This window comes from bacterium (assembly GCA_030655055.1).
GTDB lineage: Bacteria > Edwardsbacteria > AC1 > AC1 > EtOH8 > UBA5202.
This window is the reverse complement of the sequence record JAURWH010000095.1, coordinates 1-19,267: the sequence shown is the minus strand read 5'-3', so window position 1 is coordinate 19,267 and position 19,267 is coordinate 1. Positions and strand designations below refer to the sequence as shown.

At 54.0% G+C, this 19,267-nt stretch carries 17 protein-coding genes; 11 read left to right on the top strand and 6 right to left on the bottom strand.

What is annotated here, in order from left to right:
• The 11 genes from Q7U71_04240 to recG form a co-directional block, all read left to right on the top strand.
• Nucleotides 1-570, top strand: a 570-nt coding sequence (locus Q7U71_04240; protein ID MDO9390966.1) for a hypothetical protein, incomplete at its 5' end; no start/stop codon positions are given.
• An 8-nt stretch (nucleotides 571-578) separates the two neighbouring features.
• Nucleotides 579-1,679, top strand: a complete 1,101-nt coding sequence (locus Q7U71_04235) for a sodium ion-translocating decarboxylase subunit beta (protein ID MDO9390965.1) — start codon at nucleotides 579-581, stop codon at nucleotides 1,677-1,679.
• A 235-nt stretch (nucleotides 1,680-1,914) separates the two neighbouring features.
• The gene (locus Q7U71_04230; GenBank protein ID MDO9390964.1) at nucleotides 1,915-2,058 is read left to right on the top strand and encodes an OadG-related small transporter subunit; all 144 of its coding nucleotides are present in this window, start codon (nucleotides 1,915-1,917) and stop codon (nucleotides 2,056-2,058) included.
• Between the two features lie 69 nt (nucleotides 2,059-2,127).
• On the top strand, nucleotides 2,128-4,479 hold the full coding sequence (locus Q7U71_04225; protein MDO9390963.1) for a hypothetical protein: 2,352 nt from the start codon (nucleotides 2,128-2,130) through the stop codon (nucleotides 4,477-4,479).
• 187 nt (nucleotides 4,480-4,666) lie between these two features.
• A complete protein-coding gene (locus Q7U71_04220) occupies nucleotides 4,667-5,635 on the top strand; it encodes a PorV/PorQ family protein (GenBank protein MDO9390962.1) in 969 nt (322 codons plus the stop codon).
• A 133-nt stretch (nucleotides 5,636-5,768) separates the two neighbouring features.
• Nucleotides 5,769-6,395, top strand: a complete 627-nt coding sequence (locus Q7U71_04215) for a hypothetical protein (GenBank protein ID MDO9390961.1) — start codon at nucleotides 5,769-5,771, stop codon at nucleotides 6,393-6,395.
• Between the two features lie 392 nt (nucleotides 6,396-6,787).
• Nucleotides 6,788-8,251 carry a peptidylprolyl isomerase gene (locus Q7U71_04210; GenBank protein ID MDO9390960.1) on the top strand — a complete coding sequence of 488 codons (1,464 nt, stop codon included), beginning with the start codon at nucleotides 6,788-6,790 and terminating at the stop codon, nucleotides 8,249-8,251.
• 114 nt (nucleotides 8,252-8,365) lie between these two features.
• Nucleotides 8,366-9,367 carry a galactose-1-phosphate uridylyltransferase gene (galT, locus tag Q7U71_04205; GenBank protein ID MDO9390959.1) on the top strand — a complete coding sequence of 334 codons (1,002 nt, stop codon included), beginning with the start codon at nucleotides 8,366-8,368 and terminating at the stop codon, nucleotides 9,365-9,367.
• The gene (gene glgA / locus Q7U71_04200) at nucleotides 9,364-10,830 is read left to right on the top strand and encodes a glycogen synthase GlgA (GenBank protein ID MDO9390958.1); all 1,467 of its coding nucleotides are present in this window, start codon (nucleotides 9,364-9,366) and stop codon (nucleotides 10,828-10,830) included. The genes galT and glgA overlap by 4 nt, the downstream gene beginning before the upstream one ends.
• A gap of 129 nt (nucleotides 10,831-10,959) precedes the next feature.
• Nucleotides 10,960-11,550 carry a GTPase domain-containing protein gene (locus tag Q7U71_04195; GenBank protein MDO9390957.1) on the top strand — a complete coding sequence of 197 codons (591 nt, stop codon included), beginning with the start codon at nucleotides 10,960-10,962 and terminating at the stop codon, nucleotides 11,548-11,550.
• Nucleotides 11,551-11,611: 61 nt separating this feature from the next.
• Nucleotides 11,612-13,729, top strand: coding sequence for an ATP-dependent DNA helicase RecG (gene recG, locus Q7U71_04190; protein ID MDO9390956.1), 2,118 nt, complete (start codon nucleotides 11,612-11,614; stop codon nucleotides 13,727-13,729).
• Nucleotides 13,730-13,771: 42 nt separating this feature from the next.
• Here the strand turns inward: recG and Q7U71_04185 are convergent, their stop codons facing one another.
• From Q7U71_04185 to Q7U71_04160, 6 genes are all read right to left on the bottom strand, one after another.
• The gene (locus Q7U71_04185; protein MDO9390955.1) at nucleotides 13,772-16,099 is read right to left on the bottom strand and encodes a T9SS type A sorting domain-containing protein; all 2,328 of its coding nucleotides are present in this window, start codon (nucleotides 16,097-16,099) and stop codon (nucleotides 13,772-13,774) included.
• A 113-nt stretch (nucleotides 16,100-16,212) separates the two neighbouring features.
• A complete protein-coding gene (locus Q7U71_04180; protein ID MDO9390954.1) occupies nucleotides 16,213-16,797 on the bottom strand; it encodes a TetR/AcrR family transcriptional regulator in 585 nt (194 codons plus the stop codon).
• 204 nt (nucleotides 16,798-17,001) lie between these two features.
• Nucleotides 17,002-17,640: an outer membrane beta-barrel protein gene (locus tag Q7U71_04175; GenBank protein MDO9390953.1), complete on the bottom strand. Its 639-nt coding sequence runs from the start codon at nucleotides 17,638-17,640 to the stop codon at nucleotides 17,002-17,004.
• Nucleotides 17,641-17,680: 40 nt separating this feature from the next.
• Complete coding sequence (locus tag Q7U71_04170; protein ID MDO9390952.1) at nucleotides 17,681-17,866, bottom strand: 4Fe-4S binding protein; 186 nt, start codon at nucleotides 17,864-17,866, stop codon at nucleotides 17,681-17,683.
• Between the two features lie 18 nt (nucleotides 17,867-17,884).
• Complete coding sequence (locus Q7U71_04165; GenBank protein MDO9390951.1) at nucleotides 17,885-18,133, bottom strand: hypothetical protein; 249 nt, start codon at nucleotides 18,131-18,133, stop codon at nucleotides 17,885-17,887.
• A 149-nt stretch (nucleotides 18,134-18,282) separates the two neighbouring features.
• On the bottom strand, nucleotides 18,283-19,267 hold a 985-nt coding region (locus Q7U71_04160; GenBank protein MDO9390950.1), incomplete at its 5' end, for a hypothetical protein.

The following is a 19,267-nucleotide window of genomic DNA, read 5'->3' as shown; positions in this document are numbered from 1 at the left end:
TCACTTAAAGCATCGGATAACAAAAAAATATTTTCAGGTGCAGTTGGTTTTGAGTATCATGAAATATCAGGTAGTTGGGAGCCCCTGGTATATTTTTATTTAAAAACAAATAAAGGGTTCACAATTTTAGGGTCTTCTGTTGAAGAGTATTCTTTTAGCCCTGATAAGAGCTATTTATTTACAGATACAAAAGTAGTTGATAGTTTAGGCAATGTGATTGTAAAGTTTAATGGTTATTATTGCAGCCCAACTTGGGTTGACAATATACTTTACGTAAGAGGTTATGTTGAAGATGATGGGGTATATAAAGTCAACCCAAAAAACAAAACAATCAATAAATTTACTGAGTTTCCGGAACAATTTTCCCATTTTTTAACAATCCCACCTGAGGGTGATTATTACACTAAATGGCCCGCTGTCTCAGTTGATAATGTAAATAAAGTTTTGACGCTACTATATGAAAGAGAGGATCGGAACAACAATCAGTTTAGGGTCAAAGTAAGAACTAATTACAACGGCAAAATAATTTCAGTTGACACCACTCGAATATACAGCAACGAATACAACTAAAGGGGATCATGGAAAATTTACTGATCGGCTTAACCTCCTTCACCCTCGGCCAGGCGGCCATGCTGCTCATCGGCGGCGTCCTGCTCTACCTGGCCATCGCCAAAGAGTACGAACCGATGCTGCTCCTGCCCATCGGCTTCGGCTGCATCATGGCCAACATCCCCTTCTCGGCGGCGGTGGGCGACGAGGGCCCGCTGACCCTGCTCTACCAGTACGGCATCCTCACCGAGCTCTTTCCCCTGCTGATCTTCATCGCCATCGGGGCCATGATAGACTTCGGGATACTGCTGAAGAACCCCAAGATGTTCCTGTTCGGCGGGGCGGCCCAGTTCGGCATCTTCTTCACCATCAGCATCGCCACTTTGCTGGGCTTTGACCTGAAGGAGGCCGCCTCCATCGGCATCATCGGCGCCGCCGACGGCCCCACCTCCATCTACGTGGCCACCAAGTTCGCCCCCAGGCTGCTGGCCCCCATCTCGGTGGCGGCTTACACCTACATGTCGCTGGTGCCCATCATCCAGCCCCCGGTCATTCGGGCGCTGACCACTCTGGAGGAGCGCAAGATAAGGATGCCCTACCACGAGGCCGGGATCTCCAAGACCGTCAAGATCCTTTTCCCCATACTGATCACCATCATCGCCGGCATCGTGGCCCCGGTCAGCGTGGCCCTGGTCGGCTTTCTGATGTTCGGAAACCTGCTGCGGGAATGCGGCGTCACCGAGCGGCTGGGCAAGGCGGCCCAGAACGAGCTGGCCAACCTGGTAACCATCCTGTTGGGCATCACCATCGGCTCCACCATGGTGGCCGATACCTTTTTGCGCTGGGACACTTTGATGATCATCGGGCTGGGCCTGATAGCCTTCATCGGCGACACCGCCGGCGGGGTGCTGTTCGCCAAGTTCCTTAACCTTTTCACCAAGGAAAAGATCAACCCCATGGTGGGCGCGGCCGGGATCTCGGCCTTCCCCATGTCGGCCCGGGTGATCCACCAGGAGGCCCAAAAGGCCGACCCGGCCAACTTTTTGCTGAACCACGCGGTCAGCGCCAACGTGGCCGGACAGATCGGGTCCATCATCGCCGGCGGACTGATCCTGGCGCTGGTAAAGTGACCCCTCCCTTCGCCCTCCCCGCCACGGGGAGGGTTGGTGTAGGCTTAATGGTCATTACGAGGCATGTCCCGAGCGACCCTACACGCTTTGCTTGCGAAGGGACGACCCCATGCTTTAAAAACGAAGCAATCGCTTTATGCTGGATCGCTTCGTTAGCAATATAATACGACCCCTCGCGATGACAAGCCAGCAATCATAATGACACTACGGTAACAAAAGGAGCATTGCAAATAAGATGGACTGGACCAACTTCAACGAAAGCCTTAAATTAATGGCCATGGGCATGGCCGGCATCTTCGCCTTCATCCTGATCTTTTACGGCCTGGTGATGGTGCTGATCAAGGTATTCCCCGAAAAACCACAAACCGACAATAACTGAGCTTAAAACTCGCCTCCCGCTCCCCTCGCCTGATTTATCAGGAGAGGGGCCGGGGGTGAGGTCCGCACTATGCACAAATATCTCTCCATCGCCAGCCTCCTGGCTATCTCGCTTCTGGCTCTGAACCTCGGCACCGTCAGCGGCCCGTACCAGTCGCCCTATTTCTCGGTGGACAAGGCCGAATACCTCCGCTACGAAATGGTTTCTCTGAACTTCAAGCCGGACTCTTCCCGTAACATCAACCCCGATTCCGCCGCCGTCAGCGTAAAGTTCTTCTTCGCCGACACCGCGCTGATCAGCGCCGGTGACTGCCGGGAGATTTTCCTGCGCTATGACAAGGAACAAATGTCCTGGCGCGGCACATGGCCCCTGCCCTGGAACCCGCCCCTGGGTGGCTACAAGGCCGTGCTGTCTGTGACCTCCAAACAAACCAAGGTAGACTCTACTACTTTACTACCGTCCTACGCTAATACTGTAAAAAGCCCCGACTCTACTACTTTACTACAGTCCTACGTTAATACCGTAATAAGCTCCGACTCTACTACTTTCCTGGTAAAGTCCCGCACCCCCAAGCCCATCCCGGCCGGTTTCTGCGTGATGACCATCGAGAGCTCCTGCGACGTCTCCCGCACCGCCCTGCGCTCGCCCTACAACGCCAGCCGCAAATGGCAGAACTTTGGGGACTGGGCCAAGTTCCTGGGGGCCGACGCCGTCTGGTTCTCCCTGGGCTGGACCATCGAGGGCTATCCCGGCACCAACGACAAGAACCCCTGGGTCAAGGACAATTTCAAGGCCCTGCCCCGGCTGGCCAAGGAGGCCCACGATCAGGGGCTGCAGTTCGGCGGCTATGTCGGCAGCTATCTCTTGTGGGGCCCGCCGCTGAAAAAGCTGAAATACGAATACTCCATCGAAGCCGGCAAGGGCGGGGTCTTCCGCAACCATCACGTCAGCCTGGACGACGCCAAGCGCCGGGACGACATCGTCAAGGTGCTGAAGGTGCTGGAGCAGGAGCCCAACGTGGACTTCATCGGGCTGGATTACATTCGGCCCGGGGCCGGCGGCTACGAGACGGTCAACCAGTTCGTGGAGCAGATGAACATCGAGACGCCCCGGGACTGGAGGAAATGGCCGCCCAACCAGAGGATAATGTGGGTGGCCAAACAGGTCCGGGTCAACGAGGTCAACACCGTCCACGCCCGCTGGCAGTGGTGGCAGGCCCATAGGACGGCCCTGGCCGTGGTCAAATTGATGGAGGAATCCGGGGTCACCAAACCAGTCTGGGGCTTTACCCTGGGCTGGGACAAGGGCCACGAGCACGGCCAGGACCCGGCCATGATGAACGACGCCGGCCTGGACGTGGACGCGGTAATGATGTACGAGTCCACCGCCCGGCACTGCTACCAGATGACCAGCGACTGGTCCAATTACCTGAAAGGCGACGAGGCCCAGCTTTTGGTGGGCCAGGAGGTGGACTTCCCCCTGTTGCAGAACAGCGTCAACCCGCCGGCCCCGGAGGAGATGTACTGGCGCTGGACCGACGCCATCAAGGGCTACACCGACGGCGGCCGGATCAAGGGTATGTTCTGGCACGACATGTTCCGGGGAATGCGGGGCCGCAAGGGTCCCTACAGCAGCCAGGAATGGCTGATAGCCGGGGCCGCCGGGTTCTCCAAGCTGAGACAGGAGCTGGGCCTGCATCCTTTGACCGCCCGGCTGATGACCACCGACAATTCCCTTTCCCTGAGTATAAAACTGCTGAGCCCGGTCAATGACCTTAAGATCGAAGCCCTGACCCCCGGCAGCCCCTTAAGACAGAAGGAATTTGACCTGGCCTCCTCCCTGCCCGACACCGTGATCAGGCTGGGGAACATTCCCAAAACCGGGATGGCGGCCTACCGCATCACCTGGGGCAGTTCCGACCACCGCGACCAGATAGTGGTGTTCTCCTATTTCCCCCAGACCTATCTGAACCAGCCCTTCCGGCAGTGGCAGGCCTTCCGCTCCGGCGGGGACATCCTGTTCGCCCACCAGCCGGGCAGCAAGAGTTTTCAGCTGGCCTTAAAGGCCGGACAGCTGGCCCGGGCCAGGGGATTGGTGGTCAACCATACCAGCATCGACAGCCTGTTCCCCAACCTGGCCTACAAATATTCCCGGATCGTGGTCGTTGTCAGCGACAGCCTGAGCTCCAACCAGCAGACGGCTTTAGGCAAATGGTTCGGCGCCACCGGCAATTCCCAGAACACCAGCCTGATAAGCTCCGGGTTCCCAAAATCCCTGCCCTTCCCGGCCGATCTGACGGTATGGGAGAACAGTTCCCTGACCTCGCTCGGCTTCGCCCGTTTCCTGCAGACCACGCCTTCCGCACCCATCAAACCCGGGATGGAAACGTTTATCCGGCTGGCCAATCTTGACAAAAAGTGATTTTTAGAGTATATTTATAAGACAATTACGGAGAATATCCTATCGCTGTTTAAGGTACGGAACACAGAAAATCAGTCCTTCTTCCCGCCAGCCGACGATGCCGTTTGAACCTTAGTTCCACGGCGCTTTGCTGTTTTTCTGTTTTTCCAAAACCTTAACGATAGGATATTTCTATATCCGTGGTGATATGATGCGCAAAACAGTAAAATTGATGCTGGCTCTCAGCCTGACCGCCGCTCCGGCCCTGGCGGCCAAATATGCCGGGGAGTTTTTGAGCTTTGGCATGGGGGGCCGGGCCCTGGGGCTGGGCGGGGCGTATGTCTCCATCGCCGACGACGGGTTCGCCTCCTACTGGAACCCGGCGGCCACCGCCCTTTCCAGCCACCAGATGATCTTCAACCATTCCTCCAACTTTGACGGCCTTTTGACCTATGACGCCCTGGGATACAGCCGCCCGGTCAAGAACGGCGGACTGGGGCTGGTGTTCATCAGGCTTTCCATCAAGGGAATTCCCTATACCAACGACGCTTTGATCGACATCAACGGCAACGGCCTGATGGATCCCGGCGAGCGGCTGGACTACGGCCTGATCACCGAGATCCAGGACGCCGAATCGGCCCTGTTCCTTAATTACAGCCGGATGTACCGCAAGGATGTTTTCTGGGGCGCCAATCTGAAATTGGTCAACAAATCCGTCGGCTCCAACAGCGCCTGGGGCATAGGCCTGGATGCCGGGGTTTTAGCCCGGCTGCCTCACGAACTTCGTTTGGGACTAAACCTGCAGGACATCACCACCACCTACCTGGCCTGGGACACCGGAGAAAAGGAGATCATCTCCCCGGCCGCCCGGCTGGGTCTCTCCTGGAATCCGGTATTGGCCGGTGCCAAGGCCCTGACCGTCTCTGCCGGTTTTGATATCAGGTTTGAAGGGCGGCGGACAGCCTCGCAGTATTATGTGGGAAATCTGAGCGCCGACACCCACTATGGCCTGGAATATGTCTTAAAACAAAGGCTGGCCCTGCGGCTGGGCTCCGACCTGGGGCGGCTGGCGGCCGGGGCAGGCCTGGTGCTGGGACGCTTCAGTTTTGATTATGCCTATCTGGGCAGCCAGGACCTGGGAAACAGCACCCGTCTTTCAGCTTCTTTGAACTTTTAACCTTTTTAAAGCTACTCTGAGCCACTAAGCATTTCCTGAGCGCAGTCGAATGGTATCCCAAGGGGCTGATTTCGTTAATTGTTAATTGCATTTGTGTCTTAGTGCCTTTGTGGCTGAACGGTTACATAAAAACATGACCACCCTTAATCTGCAGCGCGAGATCAGGCGCAAAGCCTTTCATATGCTGGCCGGGCTGACCGTTCCCTTCCTTTATTACGGAGCGTTCCTGCTGGAGCAGTCATCAGGCAAGCCCTATACCTATCTGGCCAAGTGGATCCTGCTGGCCGCCGCCGCCGCCACTTTGGCCCTGGACATCATCCGGCTGCGCCACCAGTTCATCAAGATAATCTTCATCGACATATTCGGCCCCCTGCTGCGGCGGCACGAGATCGACGCCCTGACCGGGGCCACCTACCTGATGCTGTCCTCGCTGGCCTGCATAGTGTTGTTCCAGCCGTTCGTCGCCATGGCCGCCATCTGTTTTCTGGTGATCGGCGACGCCCTGGCCGCCATGGTGGGCCGCAACCTGGGACGGACCAGGTTCTTTTTAAAATCCTTTGAAGGCACGGCCGCCGGTTTCGTTGGATGCCTGCTGATCGGAACTGCTTTGATCTTCCTGCCCCATTCCGACCTGAGCCTGTCCCGGATGGTGATCGGAGCGGCCGTGGCCATGATCGTGGAGCTGCTGCCCATACCGCTGGACGACAACATCCGGGTGCCCCTGGCCGCCGGGGCCGTGATGCAGTGGCTGGTTCATTGAACATGCGCACCGCCTCCGCTTTGATGCTTTTGGTCTTGATGGCTTCGGTCCTCTTCGTTTTCGCGGAATGCCATGTTGAAAACAAAGCGAATCATGCCTGCGTTTGTTTGCTGTCCTGCTGCGATCATTCTTCCCCGGCCAGCAGTTACGTCTTAACCCCGCCTCATGTTTTCATTGTCTTAGATATTGCTAATGATCTGCACCCCCTTCAAAGACACCGGTTGGACATTGAATACCCTCCATGGGGGAACCCCGTATAAAATTGATTCTAGAATATCTTCCAGTTTTAAACAGGTCGATGACCTGCCCCTCCCCTGTAATTAGACATTTTTCTTTAGAATAAACCAATACAATACAAATAAAACCACCATAAATCAAATTTAGGAGGCAGCATGTCCCCGAAAAAACTATTGACCATGGTCCTGGCCTTGTCGCTACTGCTTACATCCTCTTTGGCCCTGGCCGCCGAAAAGAAAAAGACCGCCAGCCCCGAAGAGCTGATGTATAAGATAGCCCAGTTGAACCTGAACCACCAGCAATATGCCGAGGCCATCACATCATTTACCGAGCTGCTGGAGACATATCCCAAATCAAAAATGGTGAAGGATTACGCCTATTACCTGGGCCTGGCCTATGAACGCTCCGGCGATTACCAGAAATCCGCCGAAGTTTATCAGAAGGTGGTAACCCTGTACAAGGACAAGCCCGCCCAGCTGGCCCAGGCCGACAGCCTGGCCATGGAAGGCGTGGGACGCTGCTTCAACAAGAATTTCAAGGAATATTCGGTGATCATCAACGGCCAGCCCATCACCAAGCTGGAGTTTGACGCCGAGTTGGAGAAGGTTCCCGCCCAGTACCGGGCCCAGTTCGAAAACGAGACCGGCAAAAAGCAGTTTTTGGAAAGGCTGATCCAGAAAAAACTGTTATATGACGCAGCGGTCAAGGCCGGGATCGGCAACGATCCGGCCATAAACCAGCAGTTGGTGGACACCCGCTACGACGTAATGATCCGTGGATTTTACAACAATGAAGTGATCCTGAAGTCGCAGCCCACCGAGCAGGAGATCAAGAAGAACTACGAAACCAATAAGAAGACTTACCAGATCACGGAAACTGTCAAGGCCCGCAATATCATAGTGAACACCAAAGCCGAGGCCGAAAAGGTGCTGAAGCTGGCCCAGATGAAAAAATCTTTCTTTGACAGCCTGGCCATGAAATACTCGGTATCGGACAACTCCCACAAGGGCGGCGAGATGGCCCAGCTGAACCGGGGGGACAATCCCGACCTGGATCCGGTGCTTTTTGTCAAGACCCCCAAGGGCAAGATATCTTCGATCACCCCCATCTCCCCCAAATTCGCGGTGGTCAAGCGGATCAAGAAGGAAGGCTCCAAGCTTCACCTGCGCTGGATGGTATTCAACACCGAGGCCGATGCCAACAAAGCGCTGGCCGACCTTAAGGCCAACCCCGACAAGTTCGACAGCCTGGCCGGAAAAGTTTCTACCGACGCCGCTACCAGGGACAAAGCCGGCGATCTTGGTCTGGTGGACAAATCACAGATCGACGCCAAAGTATTTGCCGCGGCCGGCAAGCTCAAGGACGGCGCCTATACCACGGCTCCGGTCAAATATTTCACCCAGTATGCCATCTATAAGGTTGAAGAGAAGACCCCGGCCGGCTTCAAGCCGTTTGACCAGGTCAAGAGCCAGATCTCCGGGCAGCTGCAGCGGGACCAGCAGAAGTTGAACTTCGACAACCTGCTGAACCGCCTCAAGGCCGAGGCATCCATCACCTATCCCGAGGAAACCCCGGCCGCCCCCGTCCAGCCAGAACAAAAAGAAGGCGGTAAAAAGTAATTTCATTGACCCCGATCAGTTCTCAAGAGGCCGGTTTGAAAAACCGGCCTCTTATTTCATTGACTTTACAATAATTAGCAGATATAATTTAAGTTCAACTGATAAATGTTATTTATGCCAGAACTGCGCAAAGACCCCATTATCGGCCGCTGGGTGATAATCTCCACCGAGCGGGGCAAACGCCCTATGGACTATGAGATCCCCGCCCCGGCGGTAAGCCATGGCTCCTGCCCCTTTTGCTACGGACAGGAGCATCTGACCACGCCCGAGATCCTGGCAGTCAGGCCGCCGGAAACGGCCCCCAACTCCCCCGGCTGGCAGCTGCGGGTGATCGCCAACAAATACCCGGCCCTGAGGGTGGAAGGCGAGCTGGAGAAATCCGGCGAAGGGCTGTACGACAAGATGTCCGGCATCGGGGCCCACGAGATCATAGTGGAGATGCCGGAGCACAACCGGTTTTTATCCGACCTGGACATACCGCACATCCAGAACATTTTATCCGCCTATGTTTCCCGGATGCAGGATCTGAAGCGCGATACCCGGCTGAAATACCTGATGATCTTCAAGAACCAGGGTTACCGGGCCGGGGCCTCGCTGGAACACAGCCACAGCCAGCTGATAGCCACCCCCATCATTCCCAAGTCCATCAACGAGGAACTAGCCGGGGCCCAGGAATACTACAACTACAAGGAACGCTGTGTTTTCTGCGACATAGTCAAGCAGGAGACCGAAGACCGCCGCCGGCTGGTGCTGGAAAATGACCGGTTCATCTCCATCGCCCCATTTGCCGCCCGCTTCCCCTTTGAATGCTGGCTGCTGCCCAAGAAGCACGAATCCAATTTTGAGAACAGCGCCCCGGCCGACCTGGCCCTGCTGGCCGCCATGCTTAAGGAGACCCTGCTCCGGATCAAGGCCTCGGTCAGCAATCCTCCCTACAACCTGGTGCTGCACACCGCCCCCTGCCAGATGTCCGGGCTCCAGCATTTCCACTGGCACATGGAGATAATGCCCCGGCTGACCCGGGTGGCGGGATTTGAGCGGGGAACCGGATTTTACATCAACCCCACCCCGCCCGAGGAGTACGCTCAGTTTCTGCGGGAGGTGGAGATAGCTTGAGCCGGCGGCCGCTGCACATAGTGACGGTTTCCTCCGAGGTCCATCCCTTTGCCAAGACCGGGGGCCTGGCCGATGTGGCCGGAGCCCTGCCCCGGGCCCTGGCCCGGCTGGGACATCAGAACACAGTCATTCTGCCGGCCTACCGGATGATTGACCGCCGGAAGTTCAATGTCACGGAAACCGGCCAGACCATAACCTGTTCCATCGAAGATGTCAGCCACCGCATCAATATCCTCAAGTCAGACCACCTGCCGGGCATCAACACTTTGCTTCTGGATCATCCGGCCTTCTCGGATCGTCCCGAACTTTACGGCACCGCTGCCGGAGATTACCCGGACAACGCCTTCCGCTTCGCCCTTTTCTGCCTGGCCGCCGTTGAACTGATCGAAACTTTAAAACAGCCGCCCGATGTGGTCCACTGCCATGACTGGCAGACCGGACTGATCCCTGCCTTGATAAAATGCGCTTCGACCCGGAAACCATTTTGGGAAAAGGCAAGAACAGTTTTCACCATCCACAATCTGGCTTATCAGGGTGTGTTCCCAAAAGAGCAATATACGCTGACCGGACTTCCAGAAAAATGCTTCGCCCTAGATGGCCTGGAATTTTACGGCCAGGTGAATTACCTCAAGGGCGGCATCTTCTTCTCCGACCGGCTGACCACGGTCAGTCCCACTTATGCCAGTGAGATACTGACCCCTGAACAGGGCTTTCAGCTTGACGGGGCGCTTAAGGCCAAGAAAAACGTTCTGACCGGGATCATCAACGGAATCGATTACGGTGAATGGGACCCGGCCACCGACAAATACCTGACGCTGAACTATGATCAGGCCCGGATAGCCAACAAGAGCACCCTTAAGCGCATCCTCTATAAAAAACTGGGATTGGTCCATTCCGGGAACCGCCCCCTGCTGGCCATGGTCACCAGGCTGGCCGGCCAGAAGGGCTGCGACCTGGTGCTGGAAGCAGTGGATGAACTGGTGGAGCTGGGCTGCGACCTGGCCGTGCTGGGAACGGGGGAACAAAGGTATCATGATGCTTTTGAGCGGAAAAAACGCCTCTACCCCCAGAATTTTGGCTTGAGCCTGAGCTTCGACCCCGGCCTCTCTCATCTGATGTACACCGGCTCCGACATGTTCCTGATGCCCTCGCTTTACGAGCCTTGCGGCCTGGGGCAGATGATAGCCCTGCGCTACGGCAGCATCCCGGTGGCCAGAAGGACCGGCGGCCTGGCCGACACCATAGTGGACTATGAACCGTCCTTCTCCGATTCCAACGGCTTCCTGTTCGACGGGTTCAATTCCCCGGAACTGGTATCGGCGGTTAAAAGGGCCTTGCAGGTTTACCGCAAAAAAGAAGAATGGTCTCTGCTGACCAGACAGGCCATGTCCGGGGACTTTTCCTGGGACCGGTCGGCCCTACGATATCAGGGACTTTATTACTCGATGCTGGAGGAGAAATAGTTCTTGGAATACTTTTCATGTAAGCTATAACTCATCCCCCGCCCCTTCTCTTCGTAAGAGAAGGGGATAAAGGGGTTGAGTTTAATATGAATGAAACCAGATAACCTTTAATCTTCAACCTGCAATACTATGGCCCTCATCAATCAAGCCACCCACGAAATAAGCTGCAAGCTGGTATTCTACGGCCCGGGCCTGGGCGGAAAGACCACCAACCTGCGCTACATCTACGAAAAGGTCTCCCCCGGCTCCAAGGGCCAGCTTATATCGCTGGCCACCGAGCTGGACCGGACCCTGTTCTTTGACTTCATGCCCCTGGACCTGGGAAGCATTCACGGGTTTAAGACTAAATTCCATTTGTACACCGTACCGGGCCAGGTCTTCTACAATGCCTCGCGCAAACTGGTGCTGCGGGGAGTGGACGGGATAGTGTTCGTGGCCGATTCCCAGACCGAGAGGTTTGCAGACACCCTGGAAAGTTTTAAGAACCTGGGTGAGAACCTGGCCGAGATGAAGCTGACACTGGAAAGCCTGCCCCTGGTTTTGCAGTACAACAAGCGCGACCTGCCCAACAGCGTCACCCTGGACGAATTGAACACCAAGCTTAATCCCCAGGGTTTCCCCTATTTTGAGGCCGTAGCCAACCAAGGCATCGGGGTACTGGACACTTTGAAAGCCCTGTCCAAGATGGTGCTGGGGAATGTCGGGAAAAGGATCAGTTAAACACTGACTATCATAAACTGGCACTTTAATCAGTGCTTGCAATATTAGTATATAAAATTGTTTGCAAACAACACAAAACCGAGGGAACTTTCCCTCGGTTTTATTCAAAAATATCAGAAAATCTGCTTTGACCGAGATCCAATACATAAAAGGGGTCGGCCCCAAGCGGGCCGAGCTGTTCCACAAGCTGGGCATCTTCACGGTGCGCGACCTGTTCTATCATGCCCCCCGCCGCTACATCGACCGCAGCGTCTTCACCAAGATCGCCGACCTCCATCCCGGCCAGGATGTCACGGTGATAGGAAAGGTCTCCGGCAAAAGCGTCAATTACGCCCGGCGGGGCTTTACCATCTTCAACCTGATGATCAACGATGAATCAGGTTTTTTGCCGGTCAAATGGTTCAACCAGCCGTACCTCAAGGATCGGTTCGAGATCGGCCAGACCGTGGTCTTGAGCGGTTCCGCCAAATACGACCGGGGCCTGGTTTTCCTGAACCCCGAATACGAGGTTATAGACGACGAGGACGCCGAGCTGATCCACACCGGGCGGATCGTCCCCCTGCATCCCTCCACCACCGGACTTTCCGCCCGGCAGATCCGGACCGTGCTCAAGGCGGCCATGGAAGGGCATTTGTCCGAGCTCACTGAATCCCTGCCCGAGGCTGTGATCCAGAACCGGGGGCTTATGCCTCTGAAGAATGCAGTCCAGGAAATGCATTTCCCCCAAAGCCTCCAGTTCGCCCAAAAAGCCCGGGAGCGCCTGGCCTTTGAAGAATTGTTTTACCTGCAGGTACTGCTTATGCAGCGCCGGAAGAACTTTTCTGGACTGGCCCGGGCCGTTCCCATTGTCTCATCCGGCTGGAGACGGAGTTTCGAGTCCGTGATACCATTTACTCCCACGGCCGCCCAGGAACGGGTGATGAGGGAGATAACCGGAGACCTTTCGCAGACCAAGCCCATGCACCGCCTGCTTCAGGGCGATGTCGGTTCCGGCAAGACCCTGGTGGCCTTTGCCGCACTGATCCAGGCGGCCGGCCAGAACCTGCAGACCGCCTTGATGGCCCCCACCGAGATCCTGGCCGAACAGCATTATGCCGGGATCAAGCCCTGGCTGGACAAGTTGACCATCACTTCCGCCCTGCTGACCAGCAAGACCCCGCCGGCGGAAAAAAAGGAGATATACCGGAAGCTGGAGACCGGCGAGATACTTCTGGCCATCGGCACCCACGCCTTGATCCAGGAGCAGGTGAACTTCAAGGCCCTGGCCCTGGCCATCATTGACGAGCAGCACCGGTTCGGGGTGGCCCAGCGGGCCAAGATCCGGGCCAAGGGCCGGGATCCCCACCTGCTGGTGATGACTGCCACCCCCATCCCCCGCACCCTGGCCATGACCGCCTACGGCGACCTGGACATCTCGGTGATAGACGAACTGCCCCCCGGCCGCCAGCCCATCGTCACCAAGGTGGCATCGGAAGCCAACCGAAGCAAGGTCTACACCTTCCTAAGCGACCAGATGAAAGCAGGTCGCCAGATATATGTGATCTACCCCATCATCGAGGAATCGGAGAAGACCGACCTCAAGGCCGCCATCAAGATGCACCGGCACCTGAGCGACGATGTTTTCAAGGATTTCAAGACCGGCCTTATCCACGGCCAGCTGGCCTTTGATGAGCGCCAGCAGGTGATGGAGGAATTCCGCCGGGACGCCATTCAGCTGCTGGTGGCCACCACGGTGATTGAAGTGGGCATTGACGTGCCCAATGCCACGGTAATGGTGATTGAGCATGCTGAGCGCTTCGGCCTGTCCCAGCTGCACCAGCTGCGGGGCCGGGTGGGCCGGGGCCGGCACAAGTCATACTGTATCCTGATGTCCGGCCAAAAGTCCACACCGGAGGCCCAAGCGCGCTTGAGTATAATGCAGAGCACATCGGACGGTTTCAAGATTGCCGAAGAGGACCTGAAGATCAGGGGCCCCGGCGAACTCTGGGGCACCCGCCAGCACGGCCTGCCGGCCTTGAAGATCGCCGACCTGAACACCGACGCCCGTTTGGTGGCCCCGGCCAAGCAACTGGCCCTGGAGACGATGCAAAAGGTTTTGACAACCACAGAACAGGCCTTTCTGGACCACAACCTTAAATTCCATTTCCCCGATGCCCAGGAGTTGATCCAGACCGGGTAACAAAAAGCCCCCCGCCTCAGGCGGGGGGCTTTTTGTTATGCATCATTGAAGTTTGACGATCTTCCTGGTTTCATTCCCGTCCCTGCTTAAAAGCCTTACGAAATATATTCCGGCAGATACGGCCTGACCCTTACTGCTTTTTCCGTCCCATTCCATGATGTATGTCCCCGGGTCCAGCATTCCGCCTTGCTCTATTCTGACCAGTCTGCCCAGAATGTCATAGATCCGGAGTTCTGTCAACCCGCGGGATGCCACGCTGTATTTTATGGTTGTCCTTTCCCTAAGGGGATTGGGCCAAATTTTCATTTTTGAGAGCTGATACTGAGCCGCTCCACCGTCATCCCATCCGTCCACCCCCAGTGCCGGATTTGTCAAAAAATTAAAAAGCAGGGAATCACTCCGGGGGCTGATCCCGGCCCCGCCGGTATAGTAGAGGCAATGACCGGAACCGCTGCCGCAATAAACCCCCGTCAGCATCGTGGCGTAAGACCCAAGCTGGGACAGCTTCACTCCCCCGGCAGCCAGTCCTGACAACCTCCCGAAGCCAGAGACCGCTGTTCCCAGCGTATCATTGATCTGGATGCCACTGACTCCGAACGGCTGGTTGTAGGTCGCGATGATGGGCAGCCCGGTTCCGGTATAGTTGCCGTATCCACTGGCCCCGATCCAGCTGCTTATGGGCGTCAAGTTCAATCCGCACAATTCCGATGGGGCTTGGCGGGTCAGCAGCGCCCTGCCCCCGGCTCCGATGAACTGCCGGATCAGGGAGGTATCCCCCGGCGCCGCCCCGTGCTCAAGCACCAAAGCCTGGTAGCTGGGACCGATGGCCGGCGGCACATCCCACAAGCTATCCACCGTTCCCCATATCCCACGTACCAGCTCCATCATGGCATGGTCCCCCCCGACTACCGCCGCCTGGCCCGATCCCAAAACCCATAAAAACACGATGGAATCGGCATTCAGGACATCCACCGAATCTGACGCGGTGACCATGACCGAATACCGCCCCGGGGAAGCATCAGCCGATGCCGCCACGATCAGGCTGCAGGAGCCGCTGGGATTTATCTGTCCGGGATCAAAGGTAAAGTAAACATGACCCGCAGCCGGATCAGGACTGATGGCAGCGCTTAGGCTTACGGTGCCATTGTAGCCATTGTGAGAATCTATCAGGACCGCTGTTTTTGCGGTTCCTCCCTGTTCGACCACCAGGGAGTCCGGCGTAATATTGGGCCGGAAGTCCGGCATGTTCTCCCACAGAATAAGGTCCCCCAAATCCTCGGACCCGGCAATGATGTCAAGATCACCGTCCTGATCAATGTCGTTGACCTCCAACGCCCAACCGCGTCCAAAATCGCTTCGCATCACCATTGGGGTCCAGCTAAAACTGTCGTTCCGGAATACGGACAACTCCCCAGGGATCATCCCCACCGCAGTGATGTCCAGATCACCATCCCCGTCCAGATCATTTCCCCGGACATTCACCGCCACGCCCAACTGGTCTGTGATGGTATGCTTGGCCCATAGATTTGTGGACAGGTCCTGGCAAATCCAGTATGAGATCTCCTGGCATTCGGCACCGGCAGCAATTATATCATACAGGCTGTCTCCATCTATGTGCACCGGCATTGCGATCTGGGCTCCGCCAAAATCAGAGGAGATTTTGTGTTCCACCCAATTGGCCGGATCGCTGCCAATGTTTTCCCACCAACAGATCGTATTGGCGGTCTCGGCCGCCCCAATCGCGTCTAAATCACCGTCCCGGTCAAAGTCCTGAATTGTTACGGTCTTCGCTCCGCCAAGGGAATCGCAAAGTGAACTCTCCGTCCATCCCGGGGGCTCGTTTCCGTCATTATAGAAGACCGAAACAGAGCCCGGATAGGAACTGACCCCAACTACGTCGGTGTGCCCGTCAGCGTTGATATCGGCACACATGGCATCGTGGGCGCCGTAGGGATATCCAATTACCCGTTTTACCCAGCCTGCTGTCGGGTCGCCGCTGTTCTGCCACCAATCTATCTGGCCCTGATACAACTCAGTAGTAATGATATCGGGAAAGGTGTCATTGTCAATATATGCAACTTCAACCGACATAGCATCATCGATGCCAGCATCCACCGTGAATCTCGTCCATTGTATGGGATCCCCGCCATCGTTTCTCCACCAGTAAAGACCTCTGCCCGGAATCTCAGTGCCCCCGATGATATCGTTGTCCCCATCCCTGTCCAGATCGTAGATCGTGATGCATGAAACTCCCGGAACGTTGAGATCGATGGCTTGCCCTACAAATGACAGGCTTTGTGCCCCTGCTAAATGTGCCGAAAAAGTCAGAGTAAGCCAGCCCATAAGTATTCGGATTATGATTATTTTCATGATTCTCCTCCTTTTAAGTTTTGTTTTTTTTAAACAAAAAGAAAAGCACAAACGTTTGTTTACATTGTAAGTAAAAAAAAACTACTTTGTTTATTCGGGATCACTCTATCCGGTTATTTATCCGCAGACGGCGCCAGGCCCCGCAAAAAGATGTCGACAAAAGCAAAATAAATCTCCTTCCGTTTAGCCCGAGATATTTTCTTATTTATCATAGCTTTGTTGAGATTGGTCCGTAACGACAGATAATAATAAGAAAGGGTCCACCAGCTGTCCAGGCCGTTACGCACCTTACCCTCTTCCTGGGCCTGCTTCAGGGCGCGTTGCATATATTGATCCGTATTGTCAAAGTACTCGCACTGTGGGGCGTAAAGTTTTTTATAGGTCTCGGAGGAATATAGTCCCCAAAAATCCAGATACATCACCAACTGGAGATCTACGGGGTGACGAGTAAAATAACTGTAATAAGAACGGGCGAAGGCCCAAAGCTTGCCGATACCGGTGGACATGGCATCCATTTGCTCCTGGTGCAGGCCCCACCTTTCCCGTAATCTCTCCAAATAAATGGCCACCAGTAGTTCGTCTTTGCTGGAAAAATAAGAGTAGACTGTTTGCTTGGTGTATTCGGCCTTCCGGGCTATTTCATCCATGGACACGGCCAGCACTCCCTTTGATTCCATCAGCGCCCAGGCCGCGTTCATTATGTCGCGACGCCTGATCGCGGCAATATCCTGTCGTCTTTGCTTTATGCCCATATATACTCTCAGTATGTTTTATTAGACCAATAGTATGATAACTTTATCCGTTTGTCAAGTGTTTTTTTAATTATTTTTAACCGCTTCGAACCGGACGACAAAAAGCCCCCGCCGATGGCGGGGGCTTTTAATATTGCTTTTACCAAGAGATCAGAATCCGCTTAGCTCCAGGGCTGCTCCCAGCCCAATGCCTGACATCTTGAGATCAGTGAACACATCATTGCCAGCGCTGCGAGAGCAGGTATTTCCGTTATAGGAAACTCCCGCCGTTAGTGCGCTGCGAGATCCTAGCTTAAGCCTGCCTCCGGCGCCTATCCGCCAGCCAAATCCGCTGTAGGTGCCGCTCTCTGGCTGTTCACTCTCGGCAATCGTATAGAGACTCTCATTGTAACTGTATGATACATTCGCTATGCCAAAACCTACACGCCCTTCGACATAAGGGCTGATAAAAATCCCGACCGGCAATGTTATCATTACGCCAGCAGTGATCGGAAAATATTTTACCGAATGTTCGTAGGCGACCAACCGTGTGGTCGTGCTTACCGTACTTGTCGTAACGGAGTCGGTTGTGATCTCCTTGGTGAATTTCTTGTTCATGAAGTCTATCTGGATGTTGGCCATCACCATATCGTCCACCCGCTGGCCGGCCCCCAGGGAGAACAACACAGCGCCGCTTCCTTCCACCCCGGAGGGATTGAACCAGGCCGCCCCGCCGTTGATGGTCATGGCATTGGCACCGGCCGCCAGGGCCAGGATCAGGGCCGTCATCAGTATCGTATGCTTTTTCATTCTATCACCTAAAACAGTTAGCGGTTTCATTCAGAACGGATCAGGCCAGCACTATGCAGGAGACCGGGCAGGCGTCCACGCAGGCTCCGCAGCTGGTGCAGGCCTCGGGCTTCACTAATTTGGCCTTGTCGCCGGCCATATCCAAAGCGCTGACCGGGCAGGCGCCCACGCAGGCTCCGCAGCCGATGCAGGCATCAGTGTCTATCTTGGGAAGTTTTCCTGGCATGTTGGTGTTTCCTTTCTTTTATTTTTTGGCTTTGGTTTTGTTTGCTTTTTCCATCCGGGCGATGTCCTTCATGATCTCCGCCTTCTTGGCGTTAAGCATCCGCTCGTGCTTCAGTTCCTCGGAGACCAGGGCCTTGAACAGGGATTTGATGTCATACTCGTAGGAATAGGTGGCCTCTTTGGAATAGCGTTCCTGGGCAACCCGCTCGTATTTCATGGCCATCTCCAGGCTCTTTACCAGTTTTTTAGCCAGCTTCAGGTCTTCCATGGGTCTCTCCTTTTATGTTTTCTGTTTGTTCGCTGTTAAAAAAATAATGATATCATAATTGTTGGGTTTTGGCAAGAGGTTTAGTTATAAGTAATTGATAAGATACGTCTTAGGGGCATCAATAACTGTACGATTGACATATTTGTAATCTATTTATGTTTTACCGTAGGTAAACAATAAGATGAAAATATAGTATCAATCAATTCATGTGTACTCAGATTCTTTAAATTTAAACACATAAGCTTCCATTCTTTGTTTACCCCATAATCATATACTATAATAGTATCGTTAAGCAAGGTAAAATCAGCAACAAATAATTTGTTGTTAGTTAATTGTTTGACTTCCTTAGTATTTATATCTATTGAGAATAAATTTGAAATGTTAGTCCCGTAAAAATCTACATAAATAATTTTCATTTTATCTGAAGTAAATTGGGCGTATTGGACTTCACCATCATATACAATCATTTCTTTTTTAGCATAAACATCAAATAGATATGTCTTTTCATTTTGGCAATATAAAAGATATCTTCCGTCATTGGACCAGCATAAACTTGTACCACCAATGTCCTTCCTGTTTGTAACACGAAACCATTTCTTTGATTTGATTGAATAGGTAAATACATCTTCCCCTGGTAAACATGCTATAAAATCACCAGCAGGAGACCAACGAAGGCCGTAGATGTAACTTGTATAAGGCGCCTCTACTACATTAATTGGTAAAGTGTCGTTTTTAAATGAAATAATATCATAAATTACAAGGTCTTTACCTGTATAGCAAACTATATTTTTACCATCAGGTGACCATGAATAGACCGGAGTAAAGTTACCATCCAAAACAACAGGGGCTTCTTTTAACATTGTTATGCATCTGTTATTTTCTTTACTAACGATGCTCGTTATAAACAATTGGTATATTTCATTGCTATCGGGTGAAAGATATGCGATATTTTTACCATCGGGCGAAACAGATATATCCCATGAATGCTGATTTACAATAATTTGTGGCTCTTTATCAATTATATTTACACCGTAAATCCTTTGTTCCTTGCCGAGGAAATATATGTCTTTTATCAAATTATTTGTTTTAGAACAACCGCAAATAATTGTGACGGCAAAGATACAACATAAATAA